Source organism: Streptomyces lancefieldiae (genome assembly GCF_031845825.1).
GTDB lineage: Bacteria > Actinomycetota > Actinomycetes > Streptomycetales > Streptomycetaceae > Streptomyces > Streptomyces lancefieldiae.
In genome coordinates this window covers 1-17445 of record NZ_JAVRFH010000001.1, presented here as the reverse complement: position 1 = coordinate 17445, position 17445 = coordinate 1, and the positions used below count along the sequence as shown (strand labels likewise).

10 protein-coding genes, 1 tRNA gene and 1 pseudogene are annotated in these 17445 nt (G+C 70.8%); 5 read left to right on the top strand and 7 right to left on the bottom strand.

Translation table 11 applies throughout. The features are described from left to right. Window positions 1–90 precede the first annotated feature (90 nt). Window positions 91–2184 carry an elongation factor G gene (gene fusA, locus RM812_RS00060; protein ID WP_311570244.1) on the bottom strand — a complete coding sequence of 698 codons (2094 nt, stop codon included), beginning with the start codon at window positions 2182–2184 and terminating at the stop codon, window positions 91–93. Between the two features lie 1859 nt (window positions 2185–4043). Between fusA and RM812_RS00055 the strand changes: the two genes are divergently transcribed. Beyond that, on the top strand, window positions 4044–4946 hold the full coding sequence (locus tag RM812_RS00055; RefSeq protein ID WP_311570243.1) for an EcsC family protein: 903 nt from the start codon (window positions 4044–4046) through the stop codon (window positions 4944–4946). A gap of 174 nt (window positions 4947–5120) precedes the next feature. On the opposite strand, the gene RM812_RS00050 is transcribed toward RM812_RS00055, so the two are convergent. From RM812_RS00050 to sucC, 4 genes are all read right to left on the bottom strand, one after another. Then, a tRNA-Leu gene (locus RM812_RS00050) sits at window positions 5121–5205 on the bottom strand. Window positions 5206–5362: 157 nt separating this feature from the next. After that, window positions 5363–6958: an aldehyde dehydrogenase family protein gene (locus RM812_RS00045; RefSeq protein WP_311570242.1), complete on the bottom strand. Its 1596-nt coding sequence runs from the start codon at window positions 6956–6958 to the stop codon at window positions 5363–5365. Next, window positions 6955–7857, bottom strand: a complete 903-nt coding sequence (sucD, locus tag RM812_RS00040; RefSeq protein WP_311570241.1) for a succinate--CoA ligase subunit alpha — start codon at window positions 7855–7857, stop codon at window positions 6955–6957. Before sucD ends, RM812_RS00045 begins: the two co-directional genes overlap by 4 nt. A gap of 14 nt (window positions 7858–7871) precedes the next feature. Further along, window positions 7872–9002 carry an ADP-forming succinate--CoA ligase subunit beta gene (gene sucC, locus RM812_RS00035; protein ID WP_394816406.1) on the bottom strand — a complete coding sequence of 377 codons (1131 nt, stop codon included), beginning with the start codon at window positions 9000–9002 and terminating at the stop codon, window positions 7872–7874. 142 nt (window positions 9003–9144) lie between these two features. Here sucC and RM812_RS00030 point away from each other — a divergent pair, with 142 nt between their 5' ends. The 4 genes from RM812_RS00030 (at window position 9145) to RM812_RS00015 (ending at window position 15755) form a co-directional block, all read left to right on the top strand. After that, complete coding sequence (locus tag RM812_RS00030) at window positions 9145–10827, top strand: thiamine pyrophosphate-binding protein (protein ID WP_311570610.1); 1683 nt, start codon at window positions 9145–9147, stop codon at window positions 10825–10827. 9 nt (window positions 10828–10836) lie between these two features. After that, the gene (gene frc / locus RM812_RS00025) at window positions 10837–12105 is read left to right on the top strand and encodes a formyl-CoA transferase (protein ID WP_311570239.1); all 1269 of its coding nucleotides are present in this window, start codon (window positions 10837–10839) and stop codon (window positions 12103–12105) included. A 4-nt stretch (window positions 12106–12109) separates the two neighbouring features. Then, window positions 12110–14254, top strand: a complete 2145-nt coding sequence (locus tag RM812_RS00020; protein ID WP_311570238.1) for an acetate--CoA ligase family protein — start codon at window positions 12110–12112, stop codon at window positions 14252–14254. Window positions 14255–14375: 121 nt separating this feature from the next. Then, window positions 14376–15755 (top strand): OFA family MFS transporter, encoded by a 1380-nt coding sequence (locus RM812_RS00015; RefSeq protein WP_311570237.1) that lies wholly within the window; start codon window positions 14376–14378, stop codon window positions 15753–15755. Between the two features lie 77 nt (window positions 15756–15832). Here the strand turns inward: RM812_RS00015 and RM812_RS00010 are convergent, their stop codons facing one another. Together RM812_RS00010 and RM812_RS00005 are read right to left on the bottom strand one after the other, a co-directional pair. Continuing rightward, the gene (locus RM812_RS00010; protein ID WP_311570236.1) at window positions 15833–17044 is read right to left on the bottom strand and encodes a sugar phosphate isomerase/epimerase family protein; all 1212 of its coding nucleotides are present in this window, start codon (window positions 17042–17044) and stop codon (window positions 15833–15835) included. Window positions 17045–17158: 114 nt separating this feature from the next. After that, window positions 17159–17445, bottom strand: a pseudogene (locus RM812_RS00005) (alkaline phosphatase family protein); the annotation flags it as partial.

Below are 17445 nucleotides of genomic sequence, written 5' to 3'. Positions count from 1 at the left end.
TGTTGTCCCTCCAACCCTGACCGGCGCCGCAGGGTGGCTGCCCCCTCCCTCGGTCTCCGGTCTCCGGTCGGGAGGGGGCAGCCCGGCACGCTATCGGGCCGGTGTCCCGGCCGGCGCCGGTGCGTAACCGGTGGGCCGGGCGGTGAAGGTGCCGCGGCCCTGGGTGCGGCTGCGCAGCCGGGTCGCGTAGCCGAACAGCTCGGCCAGCGGCACGGTGGCCGAGACGACCGCCGCGCCGCCCCGCGTGTCGGAGCCGGTGACCCGGCCGCGGCGGGCGGCCAGGTCGCCGAGTACGCCGCCGACCGCGTCCTCGGGCACGGTGACCGTGACGTCCACGACCGGTTCCAGCAGGACCATCGCCGAGGCGCGCAGGGCGTCGCGGAGGCCGAACCGGCCTGCGGTGCGGAAGGCCGTGTCCGAGGAGTCCTTCACATGCGTCTGGCCGTCGGTGAGCGTGACCCTCAGGCCGGTCACCGGGTGACCGCCCAGCGGGCCCTCGGCCAGGGCGTCCCGGCAGCCGGCCTCGACGGCCCGCACGAACTCCTGCGGCACGCGCCCGCCGACCACCGTCGAGCGGAACACGAACCCGCCCTCCTTGGAGCCCACCTTCGATCCCACCTCCGTGTCCTCCTCCATGTCCTCCTCCCACGGCTCCACGTCGAGCACGATGTGCGCGAACTGCCCCGCGCCGCCGTCCTGTTTGACGTGCCGGTGGACGAAGCCCGTCACGCCCTCGCCGACGGTCTCGCGGTACGCCACGCCGGGACGGCCCACGCCGACCTCGAGGCCGTGCTCGCGCCGGACACGCTCCACCGCGACCTCGAGATGCAGTTCACCCATGCCCGACAGGACGGTCTGCCCGGTCTCCGGGTCGGTCCGCACGGCCAGCGACGGGTCCTCCTCCGTCAGCCGGGCGAGCGCCGAGGCCAGCCGGTCGGTGTCGGTGGAACGCCGGGCCTCCACCGACACGTGCACGACCGGTTCGGCCACGCCCGGAGGCTCCAGGACCAGAGGGGCGCCCGGAGCGCACAGGGTCGAGCCGGCGCGGGCGGACTTCAGCCCGACCACGGCGACGATGTCCCCGGCGACCGCCCGCTCCAGCGGGTCGTGGCGGTCGGCCCGTACCCGCAGGATGCGGCCGATCCGCTCGGTGCGGCGCGTACCCGCGTCCCACACGGTGTCCCCCTTCTCGATCGTGCCCGAGTACACCCGCAGGTACGTCAGCCGTCCCGTCGGGGTGGCGTTCACCTTGAACGCCAGTGCCGCCATCGGCGCCGCCGGGTCCGCGCACCGTTCCTGCTCCGTACCGTCGTGGGTGCCGCGCACCGGCGGTACGTCCAGCGGGGACGGCAGGTAGGTCACGACGGCGTCCAGCAGCGGTTCGACACCGCGGTTGCGGTAGGCCGAGCCGCACAGCACGACCACGCCGTCGCCACCGCGCGTCAGGTCTCGCAGGGCGCCGGCGAGGGTGGCCGCGGTGAGCGTCTCCCGGTCGCAGAACTCCTCCAGCGCGGCCGGATGGCGTTCCGCCACCGCCTCCTCCAGCAGTCGCCGCCGGCGTGCCGCCTCCTCGCTCAGGGCGTCGGGCACCGGCCCCTCCTCGGCCGTCTCCGCGCCGTCGGCCCACACCAGGGCGCGCATGCGCAGCAGGTCGACGACGCCGGTGAAGCCGTCCTCCGTACCGATGGGCAACTGCACCACCAGCGGTACCGGGTGCAGCCGCTCACGGATGGAGGCGACGGCCGTGTCGAGGTCGGCGCCCGCCCGGTCCATCTTGTTGACGAACGCGATCCTCGGCACGCCGTGCCGGTCGGCCTGCCGCCACACGGACTCGCTCTGCGGTTCCACACCCGCCACGGCGTCGAACACGGCGACCGCTCCGTCCAGCACGCGCAGCGAGCGCTCGACCTCGTCGGCGAAGTCGACGTGTCCGGGGGTGTCGATCAGGTTGATCCGGTGACCGTCCCAGGCGCAGCTGACCGCCGCGGCGAAGATGGTGATGCCGCGATCGCGTTCCTGCGGGTCGAAGTCGGTGACGGTCGTGCCGTCGTGGACCTCGCCGCGCTTGTAGGTGGTGCCGGTGGTGTAGAGGATCCGCTCGGTGACGGTGGTCTTGCCCGCGTCGACGTGGGCGAGGATGCCCAGGTTGCGGACGGTGGTGAGGGGGTTGGTGTGGGTGCGCACGGCCCGTGGCCCTTCGCTGGTCTGTGAACAGGGCGGCGCGATTGCCGGGACGAGGACGGAGCGGTGACACGGCCTGCCGTGCGTGAGGCAGGCCGTATGACGGGACGTCAGATACTCGTCGCGGGCATCCGGTGCCGGCCGCGCAGCGGACACCGGGCGGCCCAGGACACCAGGATCACCTCGTACCGGGAGGGGGGAACGACGGCAGCGGTGCGGGTACGCACGGCCCGGCTCCCCTCACTCGATCTCGATGTCGTGGTGAGTGTAGGGAAGCCGGGAGGGGTGGCGCACGGCTTTTTCCACTGCGCCGCTCCGAGCGGCTCAGGACGCACAGCCGCCTCCGGCCTCGCCGTCCTCTCGTGAGCGATGCGGCACCGCGAGGTCGCCCAATGGGGCGGGCGTCGACCGGGCGGCGACGAGCGTCCGGACATGCGCACCGTTGTCGGCGGCCATGGCCGAGATGTGTCGGACGTCGGAGGAGCCTTCGGCGAACGGGGAGGATGATGTGGGCCAAGAGGCGGGTCAGTTCCTTGTCGAGGCCGTGCTGCAGTGGGGGGCCGTCGGGGCCGCAGGAGTCGATCTCGCACTCGGCGAGTTGCTTCCCGGTGGTCGCCCTCCTCGACCTCTCAGCATCCGCCGCCCAATCCCTCACCGTCCGCGCGGAGGTCACCGGCACGCGGGGCGACAAGCTCCCCACGCCCACTGCCACCCCTGCCCCCGGTTCTGCTCGTGCCGGCGGACGCGGTCTGCTCCTCGTCGGGACCCTCGCCGCTCGCTGGGACTCTGAACCACGCCCAGACGGCCCCGGCGAGACAACCTGGGCCGCGTACACGGTTGCGCGACACGGCCCTTCCTCTGCGCCCTCGTAGGATCCGGCTGGACGAACAGATCCCATTTCCTCGAAGCGCGGCCGACAGATGTGCAAGCAGGTGTACGAACGGCTGCGGCCCCTGCTGCCGCCGCCCAATGAATGCCTACAGAGAGGCGAAACTCGTCGACGTCCCGGAGCCGGTCTTCCGCCGCTTCCCAGCCGCCCCACTCTCAGGACCGTTCCGCGGGCGCGCACCGCGCACTCCAGCCGCCACGCACATCATCTCCGGAACCGAACACGCGACTTCGGGCGCCGAGACAGAGCCCGCCCCCTGGCTGGGATTCCGCTGGGTCGTCAGTCGGAAGCCGTCTGGGCCGACCACCGGGACGGCCCTGTCCGAAACGCCAGCTGCCGAGCTTCACCGGACGGTCCACCAGAAGCCGTACCGCCGGTCTTCGTGCTCCGAAAGCGTGTCACTCCCCCCGGACCATTTCACCCCGCAGACATGACACTCGACACGCCATTCATCACTTGGCTCCAAGAAGATCGTCCTTCTCCTCTGGCCCACGCCCGGGCACTGCCTCCCCACCCACGAGTCAAGGGGCAGTCCCAAGGACGAGAACCCGTAGAGCACCTGCTGGGCCAGCCCCTCATCAGCCAGCAACGACCGCGCCCTGCCGAACCCTTCGGCCATCACTGCGGAGGGGGTCCACAGGCTCCAGCACAAGGCCGGCCTCGCCGTGGAACGCCGCCTGCTGTTCGTCGCCTGCACCCGGGCCCGGGGACGGGCTGGACGTCTCATGGAGCGGGCAGCCGGGCCCGTTCCCGGTGGAGGCAGGCTGCGAGGCGCGGTAGCCGACACCGTCCGGCCTCCCTCGCCACGAGGCACATGCGACCGGACTGGTAGTTTGACGGCGCTTTCACGCACATGGAAGGATGTCATCGCTTCAGCTCGTGAAGGCTCCGCGGCACATCACGTCGCGGAGCAAGGGGTGGACGGGCGGTAGCGAGGGGGGGTGCGGCTTGAGCCGCCGACGGGCTTATGGGCATGCCTGCGACCGACCCCTTCTCCTGCCCGGCAACAATGCGGGATGCCCTCGACGGGGCGCTCGCGGAAGGGCGTGTGATGGCCGTCACGACGAATCCTGACGAAAAACCCGACGAGGAAGCCGGGAAGAGGCCTGACGAGGAACCCACCGAAGGACCCGAAGAGGTACCTGACGAGGAATCCGAGGTGCCCAACAAGGGAGCGGTCGAGAAGGCCGGCCGGTGGGTTGCCGACCTCGCGGAGAAGGTCATGGTGAACGGCGTGGGGCCGTTCACCGGGTCGGCGGCCTACGCCGAGGACCGTCTTGCGCGTCGACAGGGCGCCGATTACCGGAAGCCGGGTGACGATGAGCGGCGTTCTCCCGAGGACATGAAGGACGACATCGATGCGGTCGTCGCCCGCATCATCAAGGAGTCCGTGGCCGCGGCCGGGACACAGGGATTCGTCACCGGGCTCGGGGGCCTGCTCACCGCGGGCGTGACGATCCCTGCGAACGTGGCCGCGTCCTTCACCGTCAACATGCGGATGGCTGGTGCCATCGCGCACCTACGGGGTTGGGACATCCGTGATCCGCACGTGCGCTCCGTCGTGATGATGCTCGCGATCGGGATGAGCGCACAGAGCGCGATGGCAGCCCTCGGGGTGAAGGTTGGCCAGAAGATCGGCCAGCAGATGATCAAGAAGCTCCCGGTGGCAGTGATCCACGCGATCAACAAGAAGGCCGGGTTCCATCTCGTTGCGAAGTACGGCACCAAGCGCGCCGCGATCACGCTCGCCAAGGGGATCCCGATCCTGGGTGGGCTGGTCGGAGGGGCGGTGGACGCAGGATCGACCGCCGTCATCGGGCGGGCAACCGACAAGGCCTTGCGCGACGGCACCCTTCGGGCCGAGGGACCGGGGTAAGGAACAAGCGAACCAGGCGGATAAGCGCGGGAGTGCGTCGCGGGCGGCCCGACCGCCCGCGACAGCGCGCGTTCGTCGTCGGCCAGCGGGCTGGTCATGACAATCAGCCACCACAGCACTGACAAGGGCCCCGACCATCAAGTCGGGGCCCTTGTCACCGCATCACGGTGGTTGTGTCCGAGGGGGGACTTGAACCCCCACGCCCGATAAAGGGCACTAGCACCTCAAGCTAGCGCGTCTGCCATTCCGCCACCCGGACTAGGTGTCTGTCGCCGTGCGGGGTGTTCCCCGCGGCGACATGGACAACCATACCAAGGTTTCGCAGTGCCTTTCACCTGCGTTTCCTTCCCCTGGGGGGTGGTCCCGGGCACGGCGGCAGCGCCGCGTCCGGGGCTACACCGTGAGCGACCGGCCGGTTACCCAGGGTCCGTGATCGGGAGTGTCCGTGGCTCCTGCGGCATGAGGTGGTGGTCCGGGAAGTTCCCGGGCAGCCGCTCCCCCGCCGGGCCCCGTGTGACGGCACGCACCAGCAGCTCGCCGCCGACGAAGGCTCCGCGCCAGGAGGCGCCGTGTCCGCCGAACAGCTCGTCGCGGTCGCCGCGCGAGCGTGGGACGCCGTGCCCGACCTTGAACGCGCGGATCTGCGGTGCCAGCCTGTCGTACGTCGCCCGGTCGTCCGTGGACAGCGTGGCGACCAGCGCGCCGTTGGAGGCGTTCATCGCGGCGAGCAGCTCGGCCTCGGTGTCGACCAGGACGATGGTGTCGACCGGGCCGAACGGCTCCGCGTGGTGCAGCGGTGAGGACCGGGGCGGGTTCAGGAGCGTGACCGGCTGGACGTAGGCGGAGGTGTCCTGGCCGGGCAGGAACCGCGCGTCGGCCGCGCTGCCCCGGTGCAGGGGTACGGCGCCCCGATCGACGGCCTCGGCGACCTGGTCCCGCAGCTCCTTGGCCTTGGCCGCGTTGATCAGCGGCCCGAAGTCCAGCTCCGGACAGCGGGCGCCGGGCTCCTCGACGGCCAGCGGGTGGCCGACGCGCAGCGTGCGGACCGCCGGGAGGTACGCCGCGAGGAACGCGTCGAACGACTGCCTCTGGACGACGAAGCGCGGGTAGGCGGTGCAGCGCTGCTTGCCGTAGTCGAAGAGCTTCGGGATCACCGCCGTGAGCGCGTCCCAGTCCGTGAAGTTCCAGATGCCCCAGGTGTTGAGTCCTTCCTGTTCGAGGATGTGCCGCTTGCCGAGGTCGGCGACGGCCGTGGCGACGGCGGCGCCGGTGTCGCGTCCGCCGACGAAGGAGACGCAGCCGATCTCGGGCGCCCGCACCAGCGCCTGGGACAGCTCGCCTCCGCTGCCGCTGACGAGGGTGACGGGGATCCCCTCGCGGGCGGCGAGTGCGCAGGCCAGGGTGAGGCAGGCGACGCCGCCGTCGGTCGGGGTCTTGGCGATGACCGCGTTGCCCGCCAGTGCCTGCACCAGCACTGCGTGAACGAGCACGCTCATCGGGTAGTTCCAGCTCGCGATGTTGGAGACCGGGCCGTCCAGGGGGGCTCGCCCGTCGAGCATGTCGTCGATGCCGTCGACGTACCAGCGCACGCCGTCGACGGCCCGGTCGACGTCGGCCTGTGCGAGCCGCCAGGGCTTGCCGATCTCCCAGACGAGCAGCAGCGCCAGCAGTTCGCGGTGCTGGGCGAGGGCGTCGAGGGTCGCGGCGACGCGGGCACGGCGTTCGGGCAGGGGGACGTGACGCCATGCGCGGTGCTGGTCGAGCGAGGCGCGTACGGCTCGGTGGGCCGTCGCGCCGTCCAGCCGGGGCGGGCCGGTGATCGGGGTGCCGTCCACGGGGCTGGTGGCGGGCAGGACACGGCCGTCCGCCCGCCACCCCGCGTTCCAGAGGTTGAGGACGCGGTCGTCGCGGAAGGCCTCGGGGGCGATGGTGCGACAGCGCCGCCAGGCGTCGGCCCAGGAGGTGCCGGACTTGAGGGTGAGGGCGGCAGCGCCCTCGGCACCGGCCGTCATGCGGGGGCTCCGTCCCGTGCCTCGCCGGCGAGTACGGCGACGACGTGCCGCGCGGTCTCGGTCGGGGTGCTCCCGACCCGCACGCCGGCCGCCTCCAGGGCCTCCTTCTTCGCCCGTGCCGTGCCCGACGAGCCGGACACGATCGCGCCCGCGTGCCCCATGGTCCGGCCCTCGGGTGCGGTGAAGCCGGCGATGTAGCCGACGACCGGCTTGGTGACGTGGTCGCGGATGTAGGCCGCCGCGCGTTCCTCGGCGTCGCCGCCGATCTCGCCGATGAGGACGATCAGTTCGGTGTCGGGGTCGTCCTGGAAGGCGGCGAGGCAGTCGATGTGGCTGGTGCCGACGACCGGGTCGCCGCCGATGCCGACGCAGGTCGAGAAGCCGATGTCGCGGAGTTCGTGCATGAGCTGGTAGGTGAGGGTGCCCGACTTGGAGACGAGACCGACGGGGCCGGGTTTGGTGATGTCGGGCGGGATGATGCCCGCGTTGGACTGGCCGGGGGTGATCAGGCCGGGGCAGTTGGGGCCGATGATCCGGGTGCCCCTGGTCCTGGCGTACGTGGTGAAGGCGACGGTGTCGTGGACGGGGATGCCCTCGGTGATGACGACGGCGAGGCCGATGCCGGCGTCGGCGGCCTCGGTGACCGCTGCCTTGGCGAAGGCGGGCGGCACGAAGACGACGGTGACGTCGGCGCCGGTGCGCTCGACGCCCTCGCGCACCGAGCCGAAGACCGGCACGGCGCGGTCGTCGAAGTCCACGGTGCGGCCCGCCTTGCGCGGGTTGACGCCGCCGGCCACGTCGGTGCCGGCGGCCAGCATGCGGCGGGTGTGCTTCATGCCCTCGGCGCCGGTCATGCCCTGGACGAGGACCTTGCTCTCCTTGGTGAGGTGGATCGCCATGTCGTCCTGTCTCCTCATGCCGTGGTGGCGAGTCGGGCGGCACGGCGGGCGGCGCCGTCCATGGTGGTGGCCTGTTCGACCAGCGGATGGGCCCGGGCGTCGAGGACTGCCCGGCCCCGGGCGGCGTTGTTGCCGTCGAGGCGTACGACGAGCGGCTTGGTCAGGCGGACCTCGTCCAGGGCCCGGACGATGCCGTCGGCGACCGCGTCGCAGGCGGTGATGCCGCCGAAGACATTGACGAGGACGGACTTCACGGCGGGGTCGGAGAGGATGACCGACAGGCCGTCGGCCATGACCCGGGCGGAGGCGCCGCCGCCGATGTCGAGGAAGTCGGCGGGCCGGGCGCCGCAGCCGGCGACCACGTCGAGCGTCGACATGACCAGGCCGGCGCCGTTGCCGATGACGCCGACCTCGCCGTCCAGTTTGACGTAGTCGAGGCCCTTGGCCGCGGCCCGCGCCTCCAGGGGATCGGCGGGCGTCGTCTGTTCGCCTCCCCAGCGGGCCTGGCGGTAGCGGGCGTTGTCGTCCAGGGTGACCTTGCCGTCGAGGGCCACGATCCTGCCCTGTGCGGTGCGCACGAGCGGGTTGACCTCGACGAGGAGGGCGTCCTCGCGGACCAGCGCCTTCCAGAGCCGTACGAGCGTGTCGACGGTCTGCGGGGGCAGGCCTGCGGCGTCCGCGATGCGTACCGCCGTGGCCGTGTTCACGCCCACGGCCGGGTCGACGGGGATGCGTGCCACGGCCTCGGGCCGCTCGGCCGCGACCTGTTCGATCTCCGTGCCGCCCTCCGCGGAGGCGATCGCGAGGAACCGGCCGGCCGCGCGGTCGAGGACGTAGGAGACGTAGAACTCCCGGTCGATGTCGACCGGTTCGGCGAGCATCACCGTTTCGACCGGGTGGCCCTTGATGTCCATGCCGAGGACGTGGCGTGCGGCTTCTTCGGCGGCGGCCGGGTCGGCGGCGAGCCTCACTCCGCCCGCCTTGCCGCGCCCACCGGTCTTCACCTGTGCCTTGACGACGGCGCGTCCGCCGAGCCGGCGGGCGATCTCCCGCGCCTCGGCGGGCGAGTCGGTGATCTCCGCCCGCGGCACCACGATGCCGTGTTCCTCGAAGAGTTCCCTTGCCTGGTGTTCGTACAGGTCCATTTTCGGCTCCTGTCTGAAAGTGCCGCACGCCCCCTGGACACCACCCACCGGATGCGGGATAACAAGCTTCATACAGTATTCGTCGACTGTATGCAATGTACGGAGAATGCCCCAACCCCTCGTGAAGGGACAGGACTTCGCCATGCCCGACGACACCCAGGACGTCATTTCCGGCGGTCACCTCGTCGCCAAGGCACTCAAGGCCGAGGGGGTCGACCGCATCTACACACTGTGCGGCGGCCACATCATCGACATCTACGACGGTTGCGTCGACGAGGGCATCGAGGTCGTCGACGTGCGCCACGAGCAGGTCGCCGCGCACGCCGCCGACGGTTACGCCCGCATCACCGGGAAGCCCGGCTGCGCGGTGGTCACCGCCGGACCGGGTACGACCGACGCCGTCACCGGTGTCGCCAACGCCTTTCGCGCCGAGTCCCCGATGCTGCTGATCGGCGGCCAGGGCGCGCACACCCAGCACAAGATGGGCTCCCTCCAGGACCTGCCGCACGTCGACATGATGACGCCGATCACGAAGTTCGCGGCGACCGTGCCGGACACCGCGCGGGCCGCGGACATGGTGTCGATGGCGTTCCGCGAGTGCTACCACGGGGCGCCCGGACCCTCCTTCCTCGAGATCCCGCGCGACGTTCTGGACGCCAAGGTGCCGACGGACCGGGCGCGCGTGCCCAAGGCCGGGGCCTACCGCGCCTCGACCCGCTCGGCCGGCGACCCGGAGGCCGTCGAGAAGCTCGCCGACCTGCTGGTCCATGCGGAGAAACCGGCCATCCTGCTCGGCAGCCAGGTGTGGACGACCCGCGCGACGGAGGCGGCCGTCCACCTGGTCCGCGCGCTGAACGTCCCGGCGTACATGAACGGCGCCGGACGCGGCACCCTGCCGCCCGGCGACCCGCACCACTTCCAGCTCTCGCGCCGGTACGCCTTCTCCCACGCCGACGTCATCGTCATCGTCGGTACGCCCTTCGACTTCCGCATGGGCTACGGCAAGCGGCTCTCCCCGGACGCGACCGTCGTGCAGATCGACCTCGACTACCGCACCGTCGGCAAGAACCGGGACATCGACCTCGGCATCGTCGGCGACGCGGGCCTCGTGCTGAAGTCGGTGACCGAGGCGGCGTCCGGACGGATCAACGGGGGCGCGTCGAGGCGCAAGGAGTGGCTGGACGAGTTGCGTGCGGCCGAGCAGACCGCGCTGGACAAGCGGCTACCGCAGCTGAGGTCGGACGCCTCCCCCATCCACCCGTACCGGCTGGTCAGCGAGATCAACGACTTCCTCACGGAGGACTCGGTCTACATCGGCGACGGCGGCGACATCGTCACCTTCTCCGGGCAGGTCGTGCAGCCCAAGTCGCCGGGCCACTGGATGGACCCGGGACCGCTGGGCACGCTCGGCGTCGGTGTCCCCTTCGTACTGGCCGCCAAGCAGGCGCGGCCCGACAAGGAGGTCGTCGCCCTCTTCGGCGACGGCGCCTTCTCCCTCACCGGCTGGGACTTCGAGACCCTCGTCCGCTACGACCTCCCCTTCGTCGGCGTCGTCGGCAACAACTCCTCCATGAACCAGATCCGCTACGGCCAGGCCGCCAAGTACGGCAAGGAGCGCGAGCGGGTCGGCAACACCCTCGGCGACGTGCCCTACGACCAGTTCGCGCGGATGCTCGGCGGTCACGGCGAGGAGGTCCGCGACCCGGCCGACATCGGCCCCGCGCTGCGCCGGGCCCGCGAGTCCGGCAAGCCGTCCCTGATCAACGTCTGGGTGGACCCGGACGCGTACGCCCCCGGAACCATGAACCAGACGATGTACAAGTGAGGTACCCCCATGACTGGCACGAGTGGAACGACTGGCACGACCGGAACGCCGGCCAAGGCCCTCGAGGGCATCCGCGTCCTGGACATGACGCATGTGCAGTCCGGGCCCTCCGCGACCCAGCTGCTCGCCTGGCTCGGCGCGGACGTCGTCAAGCTGGAGGCGCCGAGCGGTGACATCACGCGGGGGCAGTTGCGCGATCTGCCGGACGTCGACTCCCTCTACTTCACGATGCTCAACTGCAACAAGCGGAGCATCACCCTCAACACCAAGACCGAGCGCGGCAAGGAGATCCTCACCGAGCTGATCCGGCGCTCGGACGTCATGGTCGAGAACTTCGGACCGGGCGCGGTCGACCGGATGGGCTTCACCTGGGACCGCGTCAATGAGATCAATCCACGGATCGTCTACGCCTCCATCAAGGGGTTCGGCGAAGGCCCGTACACCAACTTCAAGGCGTACGAGGTCGTCGCACAGGCCATGGGCGGATCGATGTCCACCACCGGTTTCGAGGACGGACCACCGCTGGCGACGGGGGCCCAGATCGGGGACTCGGGCACGGGCGTCCACGTCGTGGCGGGCATCCTCGCCGCCCTGTACCAGCGGGAGCACACCGGACGTGGTCAGCGGGTGAACGTGGCCATGCAGCACGCGGTGCTCAACCTCTGCCGGGTGAAGCTGCGCGACCAGCAGCGCCTGGCCCGTGGTCCACTCGCCGAATATCCCAACGAGGACTTCGGCGACGAGGTTCCCAGGTCGGGGAACGCCTCCGGTGGCGGGCAGCCCGGCTGGGCGGTCAAGTGCGCGCCGGGCGGCCCGAACGACTACGTGTACGTCATCGTCCAGCCGGTCGGCTGGCAGCCGCTGTGCGAGCTGATCGGCCGGCCCGAGCTGGCCGAGGACCCCGAGTGGGCGACGCCGCAGGCCCGGCTGCCGAAGCTGAACAAGATGTTCCAGCTGATCGAGGAGTGGTCGTCCACCCTGCCCAAGTGGGAGGTGCTGGAGCGGCTGAACGCCCACAACATCCCGTGCGGGCCGATCCTCTCCACCAGGGAGATCATCGAGGACAGCTCGCTGGTCGCCAACGAGATGGTCGTCACCGTCCCCCACCCCGAGCGCGGCGAGTTCGTCACCGTCGGCAGCCCGCTGAAGCTGTCCGACTCCCCCGTGCAGGTGACCGGTTCACCCCTGCTCGGCGAGCACAACGAGGAGATCTACGTCGGCGAACTGGGCCTCGGCGACGAGGAGCTGCGCCTGCTCAAGTCGAACGGGGTGATCTGACGTGATGGCCGAGGACCGGGTGGAGCGGGTGCGCCGGCTCCTGGACTCCGTGCGGGCCGAGGGGCGCACCGCGCTGACCGCCCCCGAGGGCAAGGTGCTCGCCGACGCCTACGGGATCGCCGTACCGGGCGAGGAGCTGGCGCGGGACGTCGACGAGGCGGTGGCGTGTGCGGCGCGCTTCGGCGGGCCGGTCGTGATGAAGATCGTCTCGCCGGACATCCTGCACAAGACCGACGCGGGTGGTGTGGTCGTCGGGGTGGCGGGGGCGGCGGACGTACGGGCCGCGTTCTGCCGGATCGTCGACAACGCGCGCGCGTACGACGCCGGGGCGCGGATCGAGGGCGTGCAGATCCAGGAGCTGCTGCCGCGGGGCCAGGAGGTGATCGTCGGCGCGGTGACCGACCCGACGTTCGGGAAGGTGGTGGCGTTCGGGCTGGGCGGGGTGCTCGTCGAGGTGCTGAAGGACGTCACCTTCCGGCTCGCGCCCGTGGACGCCGACGAGGCGCTGTCCATGCTGGACTCGATCCGGGCGGCGGAGGTGCTGCGCGGTGTGCGCGGGCAGGCCGGCGTCGACCGGTGGGCGCTCGCCGAGCAGATCCGCCGGGTCTCCGAACTCGTCGCGGACTTCCCGGAGATCGCCGAGGTGGATCTCAATCCGGTGATCGCCACCCCTGAGGGTGCCCTCGCCGCCGACATCCGGGTGATCCTCGCGGCCGAACCGCCCAGGGAACGCCGCCGCTACACGCGCGAGGAGATCCTCACCTCGATGCGCCGCCTGATGCAGCCCTCGTCGGTCGCCGTGATCGGTGCCTCGGCCGAGGTCGGCAAGATCGGCAACTCGGTGATGCGCAACCTCGTCGACGGCGGCTTCGCGGGCGAGATCCATCCGGTGAACCCCAAGGCCGATGACATTCTGGGCCGCAAGGCGTACAAGAGTGTCACCGACGTTCCCGGCGAGGTGGATGTGGCGGTCTTCGCGATCCCGGCGAGGTTCGTGGCCGCTGCCCTGGAGGAGGTGGGGCGCAAGAGGATCCCCAACGCCGTACTGATCCCCTCCGGGTTCGCGGAGACCGGTGAGCACGCGCTCCAGGACGAGATCGTGGCGGTCGCCGAGCGGTACGGCGTCCGGCTGCTGGGCCCGAACATCTACGGCTACTACTCGACGTGGCAGGACCTGTGCGCCACGTTCTGCACGCCGTACGACGTCAAGGGCGGCGTCGCGCTGACCTCGCAGTCGGGCGGCATCGGCATGGCGATCCTGGGTTTCGCGCGGACCACGAAGACGGGCGTGTCGGCGATCGTCGGGCTCGGCAACAAGTCGGACCTGGACGAGGACGACCTGCTGACCTGGTTCGCCGAGGACCCGCACACCGAGTGCATCGCGATGCACCTGGAGGACCTCAAGGACGGGCGCGCCTTCGTCGAGGCCGCGCGGGCGACCGTACCGAAGAAGCCGGTCGTGGTGCTGAAGGCGGGGCGGACGGCGGCGGGCGCGAAGGCCGCCGGGTCGCACACCGGGGCGCTCGCCGGGGACGACGCCGTGTACGACGACGTCCTCAGGCAGGCCGGGGTCATCCGGGCGCCCGGCCTCAACGAGATGCTGGAGTACGCGCGCGCCTTGCCGGTGCTGCCCGCCCCCGAGGGCGACAACGTGGTCATCATCACCGGGGCCGGCGGGAGCGGGGTGCTGCTCTCGGACGCGGTGACGGACAACGGGCTGTCGCTGATGGAGATACCGCCGGACCTCGACGCGGCGTTCCGCGCGTACATCCCGCCGTTCGGGGCGGCGGGCAACCCGGTGGACATCACCGGGGGCGAGCCGCCGTCGACGTACGAGGCGACGATCCGGCTCGGGCTGGAGGACCCGCGCATCCACGCGCTGGTCCTCGGCTACTGGCACACCATCGTCACGCCTCCCATGGTGTTCGCCGAACTCACCGCGCGCGTGGTGGCCGAGTTCCGCGAGCGGGGCGTCGAGAAGCCCGTGGTGGCCTCCCTCGCGGGCGACGTGGAGGTGGAGGAGGCGTGCCAGTACCTCTTCGAACGCGGGGTCGTGGCGTACCCGTACACGACCGAGAAACCGGTGGCGGTGCTCGGCGCGAAGTACCGCTGGGCGCGAGCGGCGGGTCTGTTGGGGGGCGGTTCATGAGCTGAGGGAGCACGGGACCGGCCGACGGTGCGCGTCGGCCGGCCCCAGGACCCGCGCGCGCACGAAAGGAAATGGACAGGGGGCGCTGGCCAGAACTTTCGACGCTAGGGGTACAGACGACATGACAACCACTGATGTCACACGGGTCGCCGCCTACCGGGAGGTGACCGACAGGAACGGACGCGTCTTTCGCGTGGGCGAGTCCGACATCGACATCATGGGGCGCAAGCGCAAGTGGATGGTGATCCTGCCGTGGGTCGGCATGATGGGCATCTCCTCCGCCGAGTATGCGTTCGCGTCCGCCGAGGACACGCTCCACGAGGCCCACCACTGGTCCAGCGGCAGCATCTACTGGATGATGACCGCCTGGGTGTTCTGTCAGGCCGCGGTCGCGTTCCCGGCGGGGCGGCTGCGTGAGAGCGGCAAACTGCCGGCGCGCTGGGCGATGATGCTGGGGTCGGTCGGCACGCTGCTGGGCTATCTGTCGCTGGCGTTCGCGCCGCACGTCTCACTCGCCTTCATCGGGTTCGGCGTGTTCAGCGGCATGGGCGCGGGCATGGTGTACGCGACCTGCGTCAACATGGTCGGCAAGTGGTACCCGGAGCGCAGGGGCGGGAAGACCGGCTTCGTCAACGGCGGTTTCGCCTACGGCTCGGTGCCGTTCGTCTTCATCTTCCACGGCTACATGGACGGCTCCAACTTCCGCTGGGTGCTGGTCTCGGCGGGGGTGTTCCTCGCCGCGACGGTGGCTCTCGCCGGCTTCTACTTCCGGGACCCGCCGAAGAACTGGTGGCCGGCCGCCGTCGACCCGCTGAACCCGCCGGCCGACCCGCGGGCCCGGCGTTCGCTGGAGAAGAATCCCCCGGCCGTCAAGCAGTACTCTCCGATGGAGGCCTGGCGGACCGGCCGGGTGGCGCTGATGTGGTTCTGTCTCGCCTGCACCTCCGGCGTGAACATCTTCGGCATCGCCTTCCAGGTCGACATCGGCGAGGAGGCGGGCTTCGCGGCCGGGATCGTGGCCGCGGCGATGTCGCTGAAGGCGATCGTCAACGGCACCGGGCGCGGCGTCATCGGCTGGCTCTCCGACCTCTACGGCCGCAAGCAGTGCCTGCTCTACGTGTGCGCGATCCTGGGCCTCGCCCAGTTCGGCATCATCTGGTCGGCCGAGATCAAGAACCTGCCGTTGTTCCTGCTCTTCTCCGCCGTCTCCGGTTTCGGTGGCGGTGCCATCTTCCCGATGTTCGCGGCGCTGACGGCGGACTACTTCGGCGAGAACAACAACGCCACCAACTACGGGATGGTCTACAGCTCCAAGCTCGTCTCCGGTCTCGGCGCGGGCCTGGGTTCCGTGGTCGTCGGTGTCTGGGGCTACAACGGCGCCTTCAGCCTGGCGGGCAGCATCTCGATCTTCGCCGGGTTCGTGGCCCTGTTCCTGCACCCGCCGGGACGCCCGAAGGGCAAGCGCATCACGCCGAATCCCCGGCCGCTCGGTGAGGGATGACCTGACGGAGTCTTCTTCGCACGGACCGGGCGGCCCTCCCACAGCACGTGGGAGGGCCGCCCGGTCCGTGCCACGGGTCAGTGGCGCCGCTTGCGCAGGGCGGCCAGGTTGTCGTAGCTGATCTTGGCCTCCCGCAGCGACTGCGCGGGATCGGTGGCGCTCGGGGAGTTGTCGTCCTCGATCATCGGGTTGTGGTAGTTCCGCTGCCCGACCCGGGAGAAGAACGTCGTGTAGTCGATGACGCCGGTTCCGAAGGGCACCATGTCGTAGCCCATGCCGTTGGTCGTGCTGACGACGCCGTCCTTCGCGTGGAACAGCGGGTAGCGCTTGTTGTTGCGGGCGACCAGCCCGGCCGGGTCGAAGACGTTCTTCCGGGTGGAGCCGTCGTGCGCGGTGTACGTGTGGAACTTGTACTGGGCGACGTGCGCCCAGAAGATGTCCATCTCCAGCCAGACGAGCCTCGGGTCGGTGACCTGAAGGAAGTACTCCAGCTTCCGGATGCCCGAGCTGCGGGTCGGCCGGCCCTGGTCGTCCAGCGGGCCGCCGTCGAGCAGGAAGCCGTAGGCGCCGTCGTGGTTGTGGGTGTAGAGCTTGATGCCTTCGCGACGGGCTGTCGCGCCGAGGGCGTTCCACTTGTCGGCGGCCACGTCCCAGTCGGCGCGGTAGGAGCTGCCGGTGGGGTCGCCGCCGGTGCCCATGTGGTCCATGCCGAGGATGTTGGCGATCTCCAGGTGCTTCTTGAAGGTGTCCAGGTCCGCCGTGGTCAGCGGCCAGGAGGACGGGATGAAGCCGTGGTTGCCCTGGGCGCGCAGACCGTGGTCGTCGAGCCAGCCGCGCAGCAGCTTCGCGCCCTGGACGGATTCCAGGTCGGCGCCGCCGGGCGCGTTGGCGTGCTGGCGGTAGCCCGCGAACTCCACCTGGCGGTAGCCGTGACGGGCCAACTGCTTGAACACCTCGCGGAAGCCGGAGGGCAGGTCGGAGGCGAGGGGGTCGCGGGCGGTGGCGTCACGGACTGTGTAGAGGATGATGCCGCGCTTGTCGGCCGGGACGAGGATCTGCCCGCCGTGTCCGTGCCCATGACCGTGGTCGTGGTCTCTGCCCCGGTCCTGGGCGAGGGCGGGGGCGGCGCCGAAGACGGGCGCCGCGACGGCTCCCGCGGCCACGGCGGTGCAGGTGCTGAGGAAGCGGCGCCGGTCCACGCCGAGGGAGCGGCGCAGGCCTTCGCCCGGGCCGTCGAGGGCCGGGTCCGTGCCGGCGTCGGTGCGGGAGGGGTCGGTGAACGGGGTCACGGGTGCCTGCCTTCTGTGTCGTGGCCTGCCCCGATGCGGCTCGGGCGGGCCGTTGTCAGTGCCGTGTGTTTCACTCTCAGTAGCTGGATTTGGGAGGGCGTACCGAGTGGTGCGTCAGCCGAGTCCGGCCAGCCGGAGCAGGAGTTGTTTGACATCGGTGGCCGCGACGCGGTCGCCGACAGCGCGGGGGGTGGAGCAGATGAGGAGCGGACCGTCGTCGTCGCTCGCGGGGAGGCGGCCGTGGCTGCCGCGAATAGGTGAGGGGTCCAGGGGGACGACCGCCATGCGGTAGCGCATGCCGAGCTTCTTGCGGGCCAGGGCGCCGGCCGCCTTGACCTTGACGTAGGGGTCGAGGGGGTCCATGAACAGCTCGACCGGGTCGTAGCCGGGTTTGCGGTGGA

Coding starts and splice junctions, on each gene's coding strand:
- RM812_RS00055 (WP_311570243.1), top strand. CDS start 4,044: ATGCCTGCGACCGACCCCTTCTCCTGCCCGGCAACAATGCGGGATGCC.
- sucC (WP_394816406.1), bottom strand. CDS start 9,002: ATGGACCTGTACGAACACCAGGCAAGGGAACTCTTCGAGGAACACGGC.
- RM812_RS00015 (WP_311570237.1), top strand. CDS start 14,376: ATGACAACCACTGATGTCACACGGGTCGCCGCCTACCGGGAGGTGACC.
- RM812_RS00020 (WP_311570238.1), top strand. CDS start 12,110: ATGGCCGAGGACCGGGTGGAGCGGGTGCGCCGGCTCCTGGACTCCGTG.
- frc (WP_311570239.1), top strand. CDS start 10,837: ATGACTGGCACGAGTGGAACGACTGGCACGACCGGAACGCCGGCCAAG.
- RM812_RS00045 (WP_311570242.1), bottom strand. CDS start 6,958: ATGACGGCCGGTGCCGAGGGCGCTGCCGCCCTCACCCTCAAGTCCGGC.
- sucD (WP_311570241.1), bottom strand. CDS start 7,857: ATGGCGATCCACCTCACCAAGGAGAGCAAGGTCCTCGTCCAGGGCATG.
- RM812_RS00030 (WP_311570610.1), top strand. CDS start 9,145: ATGCCCGACGACACCCAGGACGTCATTTCCGGCGGTCACCTCGTCGCC.